General features: G+C 46.8%; 12 protein-coding genes. All 12 read right to left on the bottom strand.

Annotated features, from left to right (window positions below; translation table 11 throughout):
• Positions 1 to 4: 4 nt before the first annotated feature.
• The 12 genes from ACXHJ2_RS17435 to ACXHJ2_RS17490 all read right to left on the bottom strand — a co-directional run bounded on the left by ACXHJ2_RS17435 (position 5) and on the right by ACXHJ2_RS17490 (position 15,798).
• A complete protein-coding gene (locus tag ACXHJ2_RS17435) occupies positions 5 to 775 on the bottom strand; it encodes a WecB/TagA/CpsF family glycosyltransferase (protein ID WP_165080438.1) in 771 nt (256 codons plus the stop codon).
• 4 nt (positions 776 to 779) lie between these two features.
• The gene (locus ACXHJ2_RS17440) at positions 780 to 2,117 is read right to left on the bottom strand and encodes an O-antigen ligase family protein (RefSeq protein WP_165080436.1); all 1,338 of its coding nucleotides are present in this window, start codon (positions 2,115 to 2,117) and stop codon (positions 780 to 782) included.
• Between the two features lie 10 nt (positions 2,118 to 2,127).
• Complete coding sequence (locus tag ACXHJ2_RS17445; RefSeq protein ID WP_165080434.1) at positions 2,128 to 3,063, bottom strand: glycosyltransferase; 936 nt, start codon at positions 3,061 to 3,063, stop codon at positions 2,128 to 2,130.
• Positions 3,063 to 3,761, bottom strand: coding sequence for a sugar transferase (locus ACXHJ2_RS17450; protein ID WP_013369815.1), 699 nt, complete (start codon positions 3,759 to 3,761; stop codon positions 3,063 to 3,065). The genes ACXHJ2_RS17445 and ACXHJ2_RS17450 overlap by 1 nt, the downstream gene beginning before the upstream one ends.
• 16 nt (positions 3,762 to 3,777) lie before the next feature.
• Entirely contained in the window at positions 3,778 to 4,668 is an 891-nt protein-coding gene (gene galU, locus ACXHJ2_RS17455) for a UTP--glucose-1-phosphate uridylyltransferase GalU (RefSeq protein WP_025364257.1), read from the bottom strand.
• Between the two features lie 41 nt (positions 4,669 to 4,709).
• Positions 4,710 to 5,348 carry a CpsD/CapB family tyrosine-protein kinase gene (locus ACXHJ2_RS17460; protein ID WP_165080432.1) on the bottom strand — a complete coding sequence of 213 codons (639 nt, stop codon included), beginning with the start codon at positions 5,346 to 5,348 and terminating at the stop codon, positions 4,710 to 4,712.
• Entirely contained in the window at positions 5,332 to 6,075 is a 744-nt protein-coding gene (locus ACXHJ2_RS17465) for a YveK family protein (RefSeq protein ID WP_013369812.1), read from the bottom strand. The genes ACXHJ2_RS17460 and ACXHJ2_RS17465 overlap by 17 nt, the downstream gene beginning before the upstream one ends.
• Before the next feature lie 276 nt (positions 6,076 to 6,351).
• Positions 6,352 to 6,996 carry a response regulator gene (locus ACXHJ2_RS17470; RefSeq protein ID WP_013369811.1) on the bottom strand — a complete coding sequence of 215 codons (645 nt, stop codon included), beginning with the start codon at positions 6,994 to 6,996 and terminating at the stop codon, positions 6,352 to 6,354.
• Positions 6,997 to 7,112: 116 nt separating this feature from the next.
• On the bottom strand, positions 7,113 to 8,750 hold the full coding sequence (locus tag ACXHJ2_RS17475) for a sensor histidine kinase (protein ID WP_013369810.1): 1,638 nt from the start codon (positions 8,748 to 8,750) through the stop codon (positions 7,113 to 7,115).
• Positions 8,751 to 9,071: 321 nt separating this feature from the next.
• Positions 9,072 to 13,670, bottom strand: a complete 4,599-nt coding sequence (gene gltB / locus ACXHJ2_RS17480) for a glutamate synthase large subunit (RefSeq protein WP_165080430.1) — start codon at positions 13,668 to 13,670, stop codon at positions 9,072 to 9,074.
• A gap of 462 nt (positions 13,671 to 14,132) precedes the next feature.
• Entirely contained in the window at positions 14,133 to 14,816 is a 684-nt protein-coding gene (locus ACXHJ2_RS17485) for a metal-dependent hydrolase (protein ID WP_040101915.1), read from the bottom strand.
• A 169-nt stretch (positions 14,817 to 14,985) separates the two neighbouring features.
• Complete coding sequence (locus ACXHJ2_RS17490; RefSeq protein WP_016821264.1) at positions 14,986 to 15,798, bottom strand: cell wall hydrolase; 813 nt, start codon at positions 15,796 to 15,798, stop codon at positions 14,986 to 14,988.
• Positions 15,799 to 15,824: the final 26 nt, after the last annotated feature.

The following is a 15,824-nucleotide window of genomic DNA, read 5'->3' on the forward strand; positions in this document are numbered from 1 at the left end:
TTTCTCACCCCTGGCCTCCCTTCATCTGCTTCCGCTTGAACATCTCTTTAAACAGCAGAACGAGGAACTGGGAATCCTCAATCAAATATCTTTTCCACAATCGTTTAGGCTCCTGAGACAACCTCCAAAACCATTCAAATCCTGTCTTCTGCATCAGCTCCGGTGCTCTCTTTACATTCCCCGACAGGAAATCAAAGGTCGCTCCCACCCCAATCGAAACTGGAGCGCGGTAAGTCTCATAATATCTGTAAATCCATTTTTCCTGCTTTGGTGCTCCTACACCTACAAAAACGATGTCTGGGCGAGCCTCTTGAAGTAACTGGATAATGTATCTGTTCTCCTCTTCGTTTTTCTCAAAGCCATAAGAAGGAGAATAGCAGCCCACCACATTCATGTTTGGATAGGATTCCTGGAGATTAAGCATAGCCTTCTCAGGAATACCGTCAGCTGCACCCAGAAAAAACAAACGATAGCCTCGATCCTCAAAAGCCTCTCCCAGCCGGGTGAACAAATCGGAGCCTGACACCTTTTGTTTGAGGGGCTTTTTCAGTAACTTAGACGCCCAAATGATAGGCATTCCATCAGCCACTACAGCTCCGGCATCCGAATATACCTTACGGAATTCATCATCCTTGCGGAGCTTGATCACATGATCGACATTACAGGTCAAAATGTAGGAATGACGCTGATGCTCAATAGAAGTATCTATAAATTCGAGTAGATCATTAAAATCGTAATTATCAAAGTTGACATCGAACATGTTCACTCTGCTCATCGTATCACTTCTCTTTGCGAAAATCGGTTTGAGTAGATGTTTGGTATAATGCATTCAAATACCAGCAAAACGGAATAATCATCTGAACCGTCGACAACGTATTATCTGAAAACGAGTAGATCAAAAAACCTGCAATTAAAGTTGCAAAATAAGGTTTAATAGACTTGGCAAGTGACCGGTAAATAAGAGCGAACACGATCAGTAATGAAAGCATTAAGAGCCCACAACCGATATATCCGGTATCAAAATAAAAGCGTATATACTCGTTATGCGGTACAACAAAACCATTAAATAACGTCCCGTCGTTCGCAACCGTTACCGCGCCAAGTCCTCTGCCTGACCAAGGGTAATCATGTACTCTGTTCAAAAAATATTCCCATGCCTCCGAGCGTCCCGATAGGTCAATGCCTGTGTCGGTCTCCCGTTCGAAGGAGCGTTTTTTTAAATTGTTCCATTGCAGGGCCACCGCCCCCAGAGCAACCAAAAACGATCCGGCCAGCGGTAGCAAATAATTGACTTTTCCCTTGAGGTATTGACGGGCAATATCAAACAGATACACAGCAAACATTAATAACAATGCCAGAATCGGCCCACGTGTACCGGTGGCGATCAGGATTAAAAAGTTCAGTGCCAACACCGTGTAATAAAAGGCAGCTTGCCTAGGTTTGCGCTTGACCTCAATCAGCGAGACGGCAATTCCGAGAAAGGAGAGCATTGCCAAATGCGGCGGTATATTCGCTCCTTGTACTCTGACTGCGCCCGTAAATTCCACATCCGTAAATGAATGCAACCCTAAAACCTGCAAGCCTAATCCAATGACCACACTAATAATCGGCAACAGGCTGATCAACCGAATATGCTTTTCCGCCACATCCTTTTTCCACTGGATCAGTAAAAAAAAGAAGGGCAGTGATAGTCCCACGAACGCCTTGACGGCAATCGAGGTCGTTAACAAAGGCAGCCATGCTGAAAATCCAAATGTAATCCCCAGCATGATCACCAATGCCAAGACTGGATAGCTGAACTTGAGACGAATGCCATATACGAGCATGCAAGGCACTAGCAGAGCCAAGATGCCCAATTTGTACAATGACAATATCTCAATGCCGAACACGCCACCCTGATACAGAGAATCGACCGAGACCGCTGTGCTTAGCAAAACTGCATAGCTGATGCGCTCTGGATGATGGATAGAGACAGCCAACAAAAGCAGTAAGCATACCGCTGCAATACTGACCACAGGTTGATAGGTAGCTGCAATTCCTACAGCAAGAGCGCCTAGTAGAAAAATAAAAACATGCTGTATGGTGTTTATTCTGGAAGTCCAAGGATAGTTACTCATGTTCAATCTTTCACCCCGCAGCTGACTCGCTTTTCCGGTTGCGCAGTGTATCCAGCGTTCCACGGATATTTTCAAGCCTGCACCGGTTCAACAGCTTCCTGCCCTCAGTACGTGCCAGCAGGGAATCCACCGTGATGTATAACACTTTGGCTGCCACTTTTGCCATCAGTATCGCGTTGCCGCGCAGACCTGCAGCCTGAGCAGCATTAGACATACCCTGACAATAGTAGCGATTCATAATCCATTCTCTCGTTAAGCGTGAAGCCGGAACAAAATGTTCTACAGCCATGTGTGGATGATACATAATCGTTCCACCATTTTTACGGATTTGCTCGAATACCCACGATTCTTCACCAGATAGTAGGATATCTCCCTTTCTGCCCAGGTGAAGCGGGAACATGACGGCGGCGAAAGCCGTTTTGCGCATAGCCATATTCGCTCCAAATGGATTCAGGCCCGCTGGATATTCCCGAACGGATTCCCCCAGATCAATAATCGTGTAAGGCAGTTCAAGCGGCCCTGTCAACCAGTTCGGGCGTTCCGTCTCAAACTTAGGATCAATCTTCCCACCCATAGCCGTCAGCTCGGGATTGTTCCCAAAGGCCGACATAATCGTTTGCAACCATGTAACACACGGAATTGCATCATCATCCAGAAAAGCAATGACGTCTGCTTTTGATAACGTAATGCCGGCATTACGAGCGGCAGACAGTCCTTGTTCGCGCTCATAATGATACCGAAGATGAATATGCTGACCATGCGCAACGGTGAATCTTTTGATCGTCGCTGCTGTATGATCGGTGGATCGGTTGTCGACCACAATGATCTCAGCCAGTGCAAGGTCTTCCAGCTTCAGTAGAGACATTAACGTTTTCTCCAGCAGGTCCGCCCGGTTATAGGTGCAAATAACGACGGACACTGCGGGACATCGCTTAAATGCATCCATCAGTAAGCATCCTTGGAGAACAGCATTTTAACGCCTGTTTTCATGATGATTTTCAGATCGAGCCACGTATTGCGAACATGAATATACTTCAAATCCATTTGCACCATTTCTTCGAAGCCTACACTGTTACGTGCGCTCACCTGCCAGTAACCCGTACATCCCGGTGTTACAATCAGGCGCTGCTTGTCATAATCGGAGTATTGCTCAACCTCGCTGGGTAACGGCGGGCGCGGACCGACTAAAGTCATATCTCCAACCAACACATTCCACAGCTGCGGAATCTCATCAATACTCGTCTTGCGTAGAAAACTGCCAATTTTCGTGATCCGAGGATCGTTTTTAATTTTGAACATGGCGCCGCTCACTTCATTCAGCTCCATCAAGTCCTTTTTCAGCTCCTCGGCATTGGACACCATTGAACGGAATTTATACATATCGAATAACTTCTCATTCTTGCCCACCCGAGTTTGCTTGAAAAACACACTTCCCTTTGGGTCCTCGAGCTTAATCAGAATGGCCACCACTGCAAACAGCGGGAGCAAGACGATTAAGCCCACGAAAGACAGCAGCATATCAAGGAGGCGTTTTGTGACCAGGTAGGACGTTTTATCCTGAATTTGTGTATTTCCGTATGGCATGTAAAACGCTTTACCTGACATGACAGCCTCGCCATCCTCCGGTAAATTTTCCATGCTCATGCTGACGTACCTCCTCTCAACCCGCTGTAGTTGCTTTCTCGGTCTTTTTCAGCCATTCATTCATGGCCTCCATAACCGGATACTTCAAATCATCGCTGGCAAGTGCAAATTCAAGAGTGGTTAAAATATATCCAAGACGTTCACCTACGTCATAACGCGTGCCTTCAAAGTCATAGGCGTATACACGTTCACTCTGATTCAGCTTTTGGATCGCATCCGTCAACTGAATTTCGCCGCCAGCTCCTTTTTCCTGAAGATCAAGATATTTGAAAATTTTCGGCGAGAACACATAACGACCCATAATAGCCAGATCGGATGGGGCTGTGCCTGGAGCCGGTTTTTCAATAAAATTATTCACTCGGTACAATCGTCCGTCCTGTTGGTCCGGTTCAATGATGCCATACCGGTTCGTGAATTCCTGTGGTACCCGCTGAACGCCAATCACAGAATTTTGTGTTTCCTCATATTGATCCATCAGCTGGCGCAGGCAAGGTTTTTGACCTGTTACGATATCGTCGCCCAACAGCACACCAAATGGCTCGTCCCCGATAAAGCGTCTTGCGCACCACACCGCATGTCCCAGACCTTTCGGTTCTTTCTGGCGAATGTAATGGATTTCCACTCCCGAAGAACGCTGTACTTCCTCCAGAAGCTTCAGCTTACCGTCCTCGAGCAGCTTTGATTCCAACTCAAATGCGTTGTCAAAGTGGTCCTCAATGGCACGTTTACCTTTACCCGTAACGATAATAATGTCCTCGATACCAGAAGCAATCGCTTCTTCCACGATATATTGAATCGTAGGCTTATTGATAATCGGAAGCATTTCCTTAGGCATTGCTTTGGTAGCAGGGAGGAAGCGCGTTCCCAATCCTGCTGCTGGAATAATGGCCTTTTTCACTTTTTTCATCATCGCACTCATTCTCCTTGCTTCATCGAATTTGGTGTTGCTTACTTCACCTGATTCATCACAATTCCAACCAGCGTCGCGCTAGCCTGCTCCATGAGTTGCTTTGTTTTGCGTAGATCTTCCCGTTTGGTCCGGCCATGCTTGGCAACGAGAATCACACCATCCGTCAAGCCTGCAATCAGGCGAGCATCCGTATAATTCAGCGCTGGCGCCGAATCAAGTAAGATGATGTCATATTCACGTTTAAGCTCTTCCATCAGCTCTGCCATACGTTCGCTACCGAGTAAATCTGCTGCGTTATACAGACTGTCCCCACCAGGAACAACCGATAGCTCCAGTCCACCATGCCTAACGATAGATTTGGAAGAAGCCCCACCGCGCAAATAAGCCGATAGACCTCCGGCATTCTCCATACCGAATATCTCGTGCAGCGCTGGTCTATGCAGATTGCAATCCACCAGAGCCACCTTCTTGCCTTCTTGAGCAAAGGAAACTCCGATGTTAGCGATCATTGTTGTTTTTCCCGCTCCGCTTTCCGGCGAGGTTAACAAAAGAACCGTCCCACGGTCCTTTTGCCCGATCACCTGCTGCCGGATGTATGTACGGAGGGATCGAAATGATTCCGAGATATACGATGATGGATTACTTTCTGTAATCAACATGTCATTCAATCGCAGCATATTTACGCTCCCCTACCCGTTCTTTGGAATTTCCGGCCACTCCATCGATGTCCTTCTTGCGAATGACGGGAATCGATGCAATTACAGGAATGCCGATGTCTGCATCCGCTTCTTTTTCCGTACGTAGCGTGCCGTTAATGCTTTCTAGGAACACAATCGTGCCCAGCGCAATCATCAGCGATACGAGAAAACTAATCGCAATATTCATGAGCGGATTCCCATTAATCGGGTCAGGATTGGCCTGCGGGTCCGCTTCATTTAAAATTTTCACATTATTTAATTCCATCAATCCAGGAACCGTCTGCACGAATTTCTGGGTTACTGCGTTTACAACCGCTGCGGCCTGAGGATAATTCCCCGCCTCAAACGTCAAGCCAATCACCTGACTTTTATCCGAGGATTTAATCTGCAGCTTCTCCGCCAACTTTTGCGACGTCAAATTGAACTCAGGATGAGTCGCTACCACAGCGTCCATAATTTTAGGCGAAGTGAGAATTTGCTTGTAGCTTTCCACCAAATTAAGACTTGTGTTGACGTCGTTCAGATTGTTACTCCCCTGCTTGGCAGAAATATGATTAACCAGCAGTTGGCTTGAAGCGGAGTAGACTGGCTTTACGACATTGTCACTCACAATGTAAGTCGTTACGCATGAGAGAATGACAAAAATCGCAATCAGCCACAATCTTTTTTTGATTAGAACTAGATAATCCAAAATGGTTTTCTCCACAAAAATCCTCCCTCCCACACAATTTCTCTTCTTATTTTAAGTATGATCTAATTGTAACAATCCGTTGTATAGACGACATGGAACCGAACGGCACTTTCTCCCTCACTACAGAGGAAGGGGGATGTATACTTTTGGACACGGCATGGTATACTTTTGTACCATACTTTGTCGATTATGGTAAATAGAAATGAAAAAATCCTCAAAACCACCAAAGTTGGTGATTTTGAGGATTTTTTTATGCCACTTGCATATGAAACTACTGCGTAGCTTATGGGGTTAGCGCATCATCATATTGGTTGGCTCGTACTTCGCTAGACCAATCGCATTGGCATATAATGCTGCCTGCGTACGATCTGCCAGTCGCAGCTTGGCCAAGATCTGACTGACATGCTTTTTGACGGTGAACTCACTGATAAATAAACGGGATGCTATTTCACGATTGCAAGCCCCTTGCCCCAGCTCGACCAGCACTTCTTTTTCCTTTGGTGTCAGGTCGTCCGTGAGATTGCCCGCATCTTCACGTAGCTTATTTTCGAGAATAGCCGGATCATAATATTTGCGTCCTTTGTTGACAAGATGAATCGCGTAAATTAATTCCTCAGGCAAAGCCTCCTTAAGCACATAACCGTCCACAGAGGCTTCCTCCGCTTTCAGAAAATCTTCACGTGTTGCAGAAGAGGTCAGCAAAATAAATTTGCTTCTGAACCCGCGTCCGCGCGCTATCTTGATAATATCCAGACCTGATTCATCAGCTAATTTTAAATCCAGCAGCACCAAATCTGGATCCGTTTCCTCGATCACTGCAAGTGCTTCCTGTTGATTCTGGGCCTCTCCCGCGAACTGAACATTAGGCTGCATGGATATAACCGCAGCGAGTCCTTTCCGTACTAAAGGATGATCATCGACAATGACAATTTTCATGATTCGGCCTCCTGTCTACAGTTCAGGATTTGCATAATCCCTATGTATCCGATTGTTACCGCAGATTTTGTATTGCAGAATGTTCACACATTGTATTCAAGGATTTTATAAAATCCTCATTCATAAGCATTTACCGGAATGGACAATCGAATCTGTGTTCCCTCTCCGATTCGACTTGAAATATCAAATTCGCCTCCCATCGATTGAGCTAAATATTCCATATTCATCATGCCCAGGCCCCCGCCTGCACTGACCGCCTCACCTCCTGCTACCATTCTCGCCGTCTCAAACCCTACTCCGTCGTCATGAATAGACAGTCTAATCACTTGGGGCGTCAATTTTAACTTCACATCAATTCGCTTGGCCAATCCATGACGGATTGCGTTCCCCGCCGCTTCGGAAATGATGCGGAACAAAGCCTTCTGGTACAAATACGGAAGTGAATAATGATCACCATGGATATCAAAATCAATTTGTACATGGTTCAGCTTGGAGAGTGTATGCAGATGGCTTTTCACCGTACCCAACCAAGTTGAGCCTCCGCTTTTTTTCGAGCTTAGGCTATGAATTGCCCCCTTCAGCTCTCTAACCGCTTGATTGGCCGATTGCTGAATTAAATCAATTTGCTCCTCCACCTGCTCCTTAGGCTGATGGCACCAAGTCTGCCGGAGAGAATGGGTTGCGTACACAATACCAAAAAGACTTTGTGAAACATTGTCATGCATTTCATTTGCAATCCGGTTCTGCTCATTCGTCACAATCAACTGATTCTCAATACGCTCCAGCTCATAGCGTTCCAAAAACACAGCACTCAGCTCAGCTAAGAATATCAGTTGTTGCACAAGCCAGCGTCTTCCTGTCAAACTCTGATCCGGTCCCAGCTTGAGGCCAATCGTCGCTACAAAGCGGGTCGTCATCGGTACGGTGATCATGAGAAAGTCGCCCCATTCCGGCAGATGTCTGAAAAATGGTTCGCGCTCTTCCCTGAACTCCTCCCGGTAATTCTCCAGTTCTTCGAATAGCTGCTCCTCTTCTTCTACCGTCCAGCCTGTCTGGCTGCTTGCCGGTGCATCTTCCTCCTGACTATCCAGCCAGAAAAATGCACGGCTCTGCTTGGTTAGCTTGACAGTGTAATCCGAGATGACCTGACCCAGATTTAATGCCTCATTATGGCTGGTCGTCTCCATGATGTGATAAATCGACTTGATATGATCCATCGTCTCATTGGCTTGTTCTTTAGCCACCTTCAGTTCGTCCTTCATGACGCGAATAACCTGCATTGCCATTGTGGTTACGATCAATACCAGAAACAGATTAATGTTCTGCAATATAAGATCCCACAAAAAATATTGACCTGGTGTAAAAAAGATATAACAAAATGTGAGCACCAAACCGATATAAGAAAGTAGGAGCGTCCAGCTGTACCTCATGGATAGATGAGCACAAGCTACCAGCATGGGAGTAATCACATACCATTTGAACGGGCTATTTATCCCTCCGGTTGGGAATAACAGCAAAATGATCCCTGCGGTTTCTAGCGCAATACTGCATTTCAATACCATATCATGAAGTCTGTATTTACGGTAAATCCAAGTAAATGCTGTAACGGATAAAAATAGAAAAACAATCAGTAATAGCTTCTGCCATACCATTAATCTAGATGTTTCGAACAGAAAAACAAGTGATGTTAAAGATAATGATACATAACGGTATAAAAAAATCATTTTGTCTTCTGCTGACTTCTTCAACTTCATCCTGTCACCCTATTCTGTGTTTTGAAGGGACGATGGGCATATTAGGTTTGTTTGCGTACTCTAAAAAAATCATAACCAATCCAAAAATAAATAACAAGACATAAACTCTTACGTAAACGGTTACATTCCAAAAAATTTGGTACTTTTTATAACATATTTACCGTTTCAGGAAAACATTTTGGGGGTAATGTCAGAATTTATGACGTTTGTCAAGGTAATAAATCACATTTTTGTTAGCCTGAAAAAAGGACTTGCTGGTACCGCCGTGACTATAACAGCGGTATTCAGCAAGTCCTTTTAGTGAATTTGGCGATCTGCTTTTTAGCCCCCGGTACGCGCCAATTCACGCATATTGGCTTCAAATGCTGCCAGTAGAGCTTCATCCCCGCTCAAACCGGTCGCCTCTTCTTTTTGAATCTGTTCAACCATACGCTTGTAATCCTTTGGAATCACCCGTACAAATTGCTGAATCGCAGTCTGCCATTCATCCAAAATACGTTGTCCCGCTTCACTACCCGTGTAAGTGACATGGCGCTGGATCAAGCCGCGCAAATCCGCTGCTTCTCCAGGATCTTCCACATCTTCCAGCAACACCATTTCCAGATTACAACGGCTCAGGAACGTCCCCTCAGGATCATAGACGTATGCAATACCTCCGGACATCCCGGCTCCAAAGTTCCGTCCGGTTCCACCCAATACAGCTACACGTCCGCCCGTCATGTATTCGCAGCCATGATCACCAACGCCCTCAACAACAATACGTGCGCCGGAGTTCCGAACAGCAAAGCGCTCGCCTGCGATTCCGTTAATATAAGCTTCACCACTAGTCGCTCCATACAAGGCTGTATTTCCGATAATAATGTTCTCTTCAGCCTTAAAGGTCGCTTTGTGAGATTTCTTTACAATAACTTTACCGCCAGATAGCCCTTTACCGACATAGTCATTGCTATCGCCTTCGACGCTCAACGTGATGCCTTTCGGAATAAAGGCTCCGAAGCTCTGCCCTGCCGATCCAATGAAGTTAAAGCGAATTGTATCCTCAGGCAGACCTGCCGCCCCATACTTACGTGTAACCTCGCTGCCCAGAATCGTACCTACCGCCCGATTCACGTTAGTAATAGGCAAGGTACCCTCCACAGGCGTTCCGCTCTCCAGTGCTTCCGCAGCCATCGGTACGAGCTTCTGCATATCAAGTGTTTCTTCCAGTCCGTGGTTTTGGCGCTGCACGCGGTAACGTACACTTCCGTCTTCCAACTCAGGAACATGCAGCAGCAAGCTCAGGTCTACGCCTTTCTTCTTCCAATGCGAATCGGCGTTCACGGTATCCAGACAATCCGTACGGCCGATCATTTCCTGAATTGTGCGGAATCCCAGCTCCGCCATAATTTCACGGACATCTTCTGCGATGAAACGCATAAAATTCACCACATGGGCTGGATCACCCATGTAATTTTTACGCAACTCCGGATTCTGCGTAGCCACACCCACCGGACAGGTATCCATTTGGCATACCCGCATCATAATACAGCCCAACGCTACGAGCGGCGCTGTGGAGAAGCCGTATTCTTCCGCACCCAACAGGGCAGCTACGACCAAGTCACGTCCAGACAGCATTTTACCGTCTGTCTCCAGTACCACGCGGTCGCGCAGGTTGTTCAGCATGAGCGTCTGATGCGTCTCAGCCAGCCCTAGCTCCCAAGGCATACCCGCATGGCGGATGGAGCCTTGCGGGGAAGCGCCTGTACCACCGTCATAACCGCTGACCAGAATAATGTCAGCACGGCCTTTGGCTACCCCTGTAGCAATCGTGCCCACGCCTACCTCTGATACCAGCTTTACGTTAATGTCAGCACGTGGATTGGCGTTTTTGAGATCGTAGATGAGCTCTGCCAAATCCTCGATAGAATAAATATCGTGATGCGGTGGTGGCGAAATCAGGCCTACTCCTGGCGTGGAACCGCGTACCTCGGCGACCCAAGGATACACCTTGCGTCCTGGCAGTTGTCCACCTTCGCCCGGCTTCGCACCTTGCGCCATTTTGATCTGAATTTCGTCGGCGTTCACCAAGTAGTTCGACGTTACACCAAATCGGCCAGATGCCACCTGCTTGATCGAACTGCGACGTGAATCGCCATTAGCATCCGGGGTAAAACGCGCAGGGTTCTCCCCGCCCTCGCCCGTGTTGCTTTTGCCACCGATTCGATTCATTGCAATCGCCAAATCTTCATGCGCTTCCTGGCTAATGGAGCCGAAAGACATAGCTCCTGTTTTAAAGCGACGCATAATCGATGCAGCAGATTCCACTTCATCCAGCGGCACAGGCTCACCAGCAGGCTTCAACTGAAGCATGGAGCGAATCGTCAAATGTTGTTCAGATTCACCCTGTACCAGCTTGGTGTACTTCTTGTAAAGCTCGTAGTCTCCCGAGCGAACCGATTGCTGGAGCAAATGCACCGTTTGCGGGTTAAACAAATGCTCTTCTCCATCGTTGCGCCATTGGTATTCACCGCCCGAATCGAGCACCTTATCATTGCCGTCCTTATCAGTGAAAGCACGGTTATGGTGGGCCAGCGCTTCCATCGTCACTTCCTCCAGACCAATACCGCCAATGCGGGAAGGTGTCCAGGTGAAATAACGATCAACAAACTCCTGCTTCAAACCTACAGCCTCGAAAATTTGCGCTCCACGGTACGACTGAATCGTGGAAATACCCATTTTGGACAATATTTTAACGACGCCCTTGGTTGCCGCTTTAATATAATTTTTAACTGCCTTTTCGTGCGAGATGCCGCGCAGCAAGCCTTGTTGAATCATGACATCCAGTGTTTCAAACGCCAGATACGGATTAACCGCACTCACACCGTAGCCCAGAAGCACCGCATAATGGTGAATATCTCTTGGCTCTCCGGATTCCAGCAAAATGCTCACACGTGTGCGTGTACCCTGCTTAATCAGATGGTGATGCAAGCTGGATACAGCTAGCAACGCCGGAATGGCTGCATTTTCCGCATCCACTCCACGGTCAGACAGAATCAGAATATTATGACCTTTGTCAATGACACGGTCAGCTGCCTCAAACAGTCCTTCCAGCGCCTTGTATAAGCCCTCAGCACCTTCTTTTGCTTCAAAGAAGATCGGAATGGTCATGGATTTGAAGCCTGGACGGTGTACGTGACGAATTTTGGCAAACTCTTCATTCGACAGCACCGGCGAATCCAATCGAATCTGGCGACAGCTTTCCGGTTCTGGGTGCAGTAAATTACGCTCTGGTCCAATCGTCGTTGCAGTTGACGTCACTATCTCTTCACGAATGGCGTCAATCGGCGGGTTGGTAACTTGGGCAAACATTTGTTTAAAGTAATTGTACAAACGTTGCGGACGGTCAGACAATACCGCCAGTGGAGCATCATACCCCATTGAGCCAATCGGTTCCGCACCTGTAAGTGCCATCGGCTCCAGAAGTTTGCGCAGTTCTTCAAACGTATACCCGAAAGCGAGCTGCAACTGATTTACATTTTCATGTTTCGGCTCTGGCTGCTCCAGTGCTTCAGGTAGATCATCCAGATCAATCAAATGCTCATCCAGCCACTGCTGATAGGGTTCTTCGGATGCGATACGTTCCTTTAACTCTTCATCAGAAACGATGCGGCCTTCTTGGGTATCCACCAGTAGCATACGCCCTGGACGGAGACGATCCTTATAAAGCACATTTTCAGGAGCAATATCCAATACACCCGCCTCAGATGACAGTGCGATCAGATCGTCCTTGGTCACATAGTAACGTGCAGGACGCAGGCCGTTGCGGTCAAGAATCGCCCCGATTTGGATACCGTCTGTAAACGCCATCGCAGCAGGTCCGTCCCACGGTTCCATCATGGTGCTGTGATATTCATAAAATGCCCGCTTCTTCGGATCCATGGTTTCATGCTTGTTCCAAGGCTCAGGCACCATCATCATAGCTACATGAGGAAGCGAACGGCCACTCAGATACAGAAACTCCAGCGTATTATCAAACATGGCTGTATCCGAGCCATCTGGGTTGATGACAGGTTTTACCTTCCTGATATCGTTACCAAACGCTTCACTTTCAAACTGTGTCTGACGCGCATGCATCCAGTTTACGTTGCCACGCATGGTATTAATTTCACCATTGTGAATCATAAAACGATAAGGATGCGCACGATCCCAGCTCGGGAACGTATTTGTGCTAAAACGGGAATGGACCAGCGCAATCGCCGATGTCACTCGCTCATCCTGCAAATCCAGATAAAATTTGCCTACCTGCTCGGTTGTCAACATTCCTTTGTATACAACCTTGCGACATGACAAACTTGGAATATAGAACGACTCACCATTCATATCCTCTTGGTTATAGCGAATAGCAAGCTCTGCACGTTTACGAATGACATACAGTTTCCGTTCAAAGTCTAGTTCTTCCTTCAAATCGCTACTGCGGCCGATGAACACCTGACGCACACCTGGTTTAGCTGCTTTTGCCGATTTACCCAGCATTTCGTCATAAGTTGGAACATCGCGAAAGCCCAAACAGTTTTGACCTTCGTCCATAATGATTTCTCTGAGTTTCTGCTCATGCATCTCACGAACTTTTGAATCATTGGATACAAAAAGCATGCCTACGCCATAATGTCCGGCCTTTGGCAATTTGAAGCCCAATCGCTCTGCTTCCTCTTGAAAAAACAAATGAGGAACCTGAATCATGATCCCTGCTCCGTCACCGGAGTTTGGTTCACTTCCCTGACCGCCCCGATGCTCCATGTTTACGAGCATGGTCAAAGCCTGACTTACAATATCGTGCGATGGTTTTCCCTTGATGTGGGCAACAAAGCCCATGCCGCAGGCGTCTTTTTCGAATTGGGGATCATATAGTCCCTGTTTGGGTGGTAAACCTGTCTGTCTCATGGAACGCAACCTTTCTGTTATAAAGTCATGCTGGCCTGAAATACAGGCGGCCGAATAGAAGACAGTGGCAACAAGAGGTAAATCAAAGAACAACTACGAGGAATGGGGGACAAAAACATAAAACGTATTCAAGGCGGTACGGTCCGCCGAATGCGTATGTTTTTCAATAATTATGCAATGGCTTGACTTGAAAAACACGTCGATTCCACTGATGAATCTAATTAGTTCTATCATTTTATCATTGACCTATTGTGTTAGCAATTCAAAGTTTTTATGATTGTGATAATAAATCTTTTACATTACAGCTTCAACGTAACAATGCAAGAATATATCATTTTTATGTATAAATATTCATTAAAAAAGTCAGCCTTTTCTATCCCTTAAAGAATAGAAAAGGCTGACAAAGGAATTCTGATGTACATACGGACCATCATGTATATTCCCACAAAGCGATAAACCGTATTAAAATTCGAGACTTTCGCCGGGCTTCAATGCTTTCCCTTCAATACCTTCTTTATGAAGACGGTCACAGAAGCCATCTCCGTCCTGCTCTATACCGGGAAAAGTATTGTAATGCACCGGTATCACGCGGCTTGCCCGCAGCCATTTCGCTGCCAGCAAGGCATCCTCCGGTCCCATTGTATAACCATCTCCGATCGGCAATACTGCGGCATCGATGGAGTTGGTTTCTCCAATGAGACGCATATCGCCAAACAAGCCAGTATCCCCTGCATGGAAAAATGTTTTGCCTCCCATGGTCAATAAAATCCCCGCTGGCTCTCCCATGTAGATGGTTTGTCCGTTCACTGTCAAAGAGGAGCTGTGGAACGCCAGCGTAAACTTCACATGAAAACCGTCAAATTGGTGACCACCACCCAGGTTCATACCGTGAGCTTTGGTTCCCAAGGATGAACAATATTCAGCCAGTTCCGCCACCGCGATCACGGGGCAATCATTGCGCTTGGCAATTTCAACTGCATCCCCAAAATGATCGGCGTGACCGTGTGTCAACAGCACTGCATCCACCTGAATATCTTCGGCCTGTATGGTTGCTTTAGGATTCCCCGTCAAAAAAGGATCGATAATAATCCGTTTCCCCTCTGCCTCCACCAACACAACTGAATGTCCATAATATGTGATTTTCATAACATTTACGCCTCCTTTATCACTTTCATTATTTAGGTTACTTTCCTTTACCAATTATACCTCTTTTGCATACTGGCTTCACCTGCGCACACAAAATACGCTCACAAAGCTGAACCCTGTTGTTTAGAAAGGGCTGTTATTTGTCGCTTTTGGGATTTATACAAAGTGCTCATTTATAAAAGGTATGATGACCGATTGTCTTCACCTTGGTACGCGAATGATGAACCGTAAGGTCCTGGGCCAACGTAAGCGAAAGGAAAAAACAGGTGTTATCAGGCACGGCTTTATGACCATTCAAAGCGGCCGTAACTGCACGGATGCAGTCCTGGTTAGGCTGAACACGACGAAGACGCCCGTTCGCAACCGGACTAAATTGCGCTTTTTGATAAATCACTGCCTGAATCGTATCGGGAAATGAGGCTGACCGCAGCCGGTTTAAGACAACGTTGGCAACTGCCACTTTGCCTTCGTACGGTTCGCCTTCTGCTTCTGCCATCACTATTTTTTGCAGCAGGAGCAGTTCTTTAGCGGAGACAGGATAGCTCCAGGTAGACAACGCCTTGTCATCCTGAGTGAGCATTTTTGTCTTCGTAAAGTAGATGGTTGTAGGAGGGGTTAGGATTGCGGACTTGCTATGCTGGACCTCAGGCTTTTTCTTGCCTGTAACAGCGTTATTCCGAGCTTGTTCCACCTGCTTCATCTGGGAAGCGGGTAACGGAGTCGGCATGATTTCTTTCCAGCTTGGCTGCCCATGAGCAGCGACAAAGATGGGGCTTGTCCTGTTTGACCCGTTATGGGTCCCCATCCTGTCACCATATGTAGGAACCGAAGTGTTCCCTGACCAGCTCAGAGATTGCATAGGTGCATTTTTATGATTATTCTGTGTTTGCTGAACCTCAGCGTAGAGGCCTATCCCCAATATACAAACAAGCAGCACACTCAAAAGAGGTGCAAACCAACGATGTTCTTTAACGATTTCCATAATGTTCCTCCCGTTAACTTTAAGCA

This window comes from Paenibacillus sp. ALE3 (assembly GCF_054113405.1).

Bases quoted from the DNA above. Each gene is read 5' to 3' on its own strand.
- ACXHJ2_RS17445 (WP_165080434.1), bottom strand. From the start codon at position 3,063: ATGGATGCATTTAAGCGATGTCCCGCAGTGTCCGTCGTTATTTGCACC.
- gltB (WP_165080430.1), bottom strand. From the start codon at position 13,670: ATGAGACAGACAGGTTTACCACCCAAACAGGGACTATATGATCCCCAA.
- galU (WP_025364257.1), bottom strand. From the start codon at position 4,668: ATGAAAAAAGTGAAAAAGGCCATTATTCCAGCAGCAGGATTGGGAACG.
- ACXHJ2_RS17475 (WP_013369810.1), bottom strand. From the start codon at position 8,750: ATGAAGTTGAAGAAGTCAGCAGAAGACAAAATGATTTTTTTATACCGT.
- ACXHJ2_RS17470 (WP_013369811.1), bottom strand. From the start codon at position 6,996: ATGAAAATTGTCATTGTCGATGATCATCCTTTAGTACGGAAAGGACTC.
- ACXHJ2_RS17440 (WP_165080436.1), bottom strand. From the start codon at position 2,117: ATGAGTAACTATCCTTGGACTTCCAGAATAAACACCATACAGCATGTT.
- ACXHJ2_RS17460 (WP_165080432.1), bottom strand. From the start codon at position 5,348: ATGCTGCGATTGAATGACATGTTGATTACAGAAAGTAATCCATCATCG.
- ACXHJ2_RS17485 (WP_040101915.1), bottom strand. From the start codon at position 14,816: ATGAAAATCACATATTATGGACATTCAGTTGTGTTGGTGGAGGCAGAG.
- ACXHJ2_RS17435 (WP_165080438.1), bottom strand. From the start codon at position 775: ATGAGCAGAGTGAACATGTTCGATGTCAACTTTGATAATTACGATTTT.
- ACXHJ2_RS17490 (WP_016821264.1), bottom strand. From the start codon at position 15,798: ATGGAAATCGTTAAAGAACATCGTTGGTTTGCACCTCTTTTGAGTGTG.
- ACXHJ2_RS17450 (WP_013369815.1), bottom strand. From the start codon at position 3,761: ATGAGCATGGAAAATTTACCGGAGGATGGCGAGGCTGTCATGTCAGGT.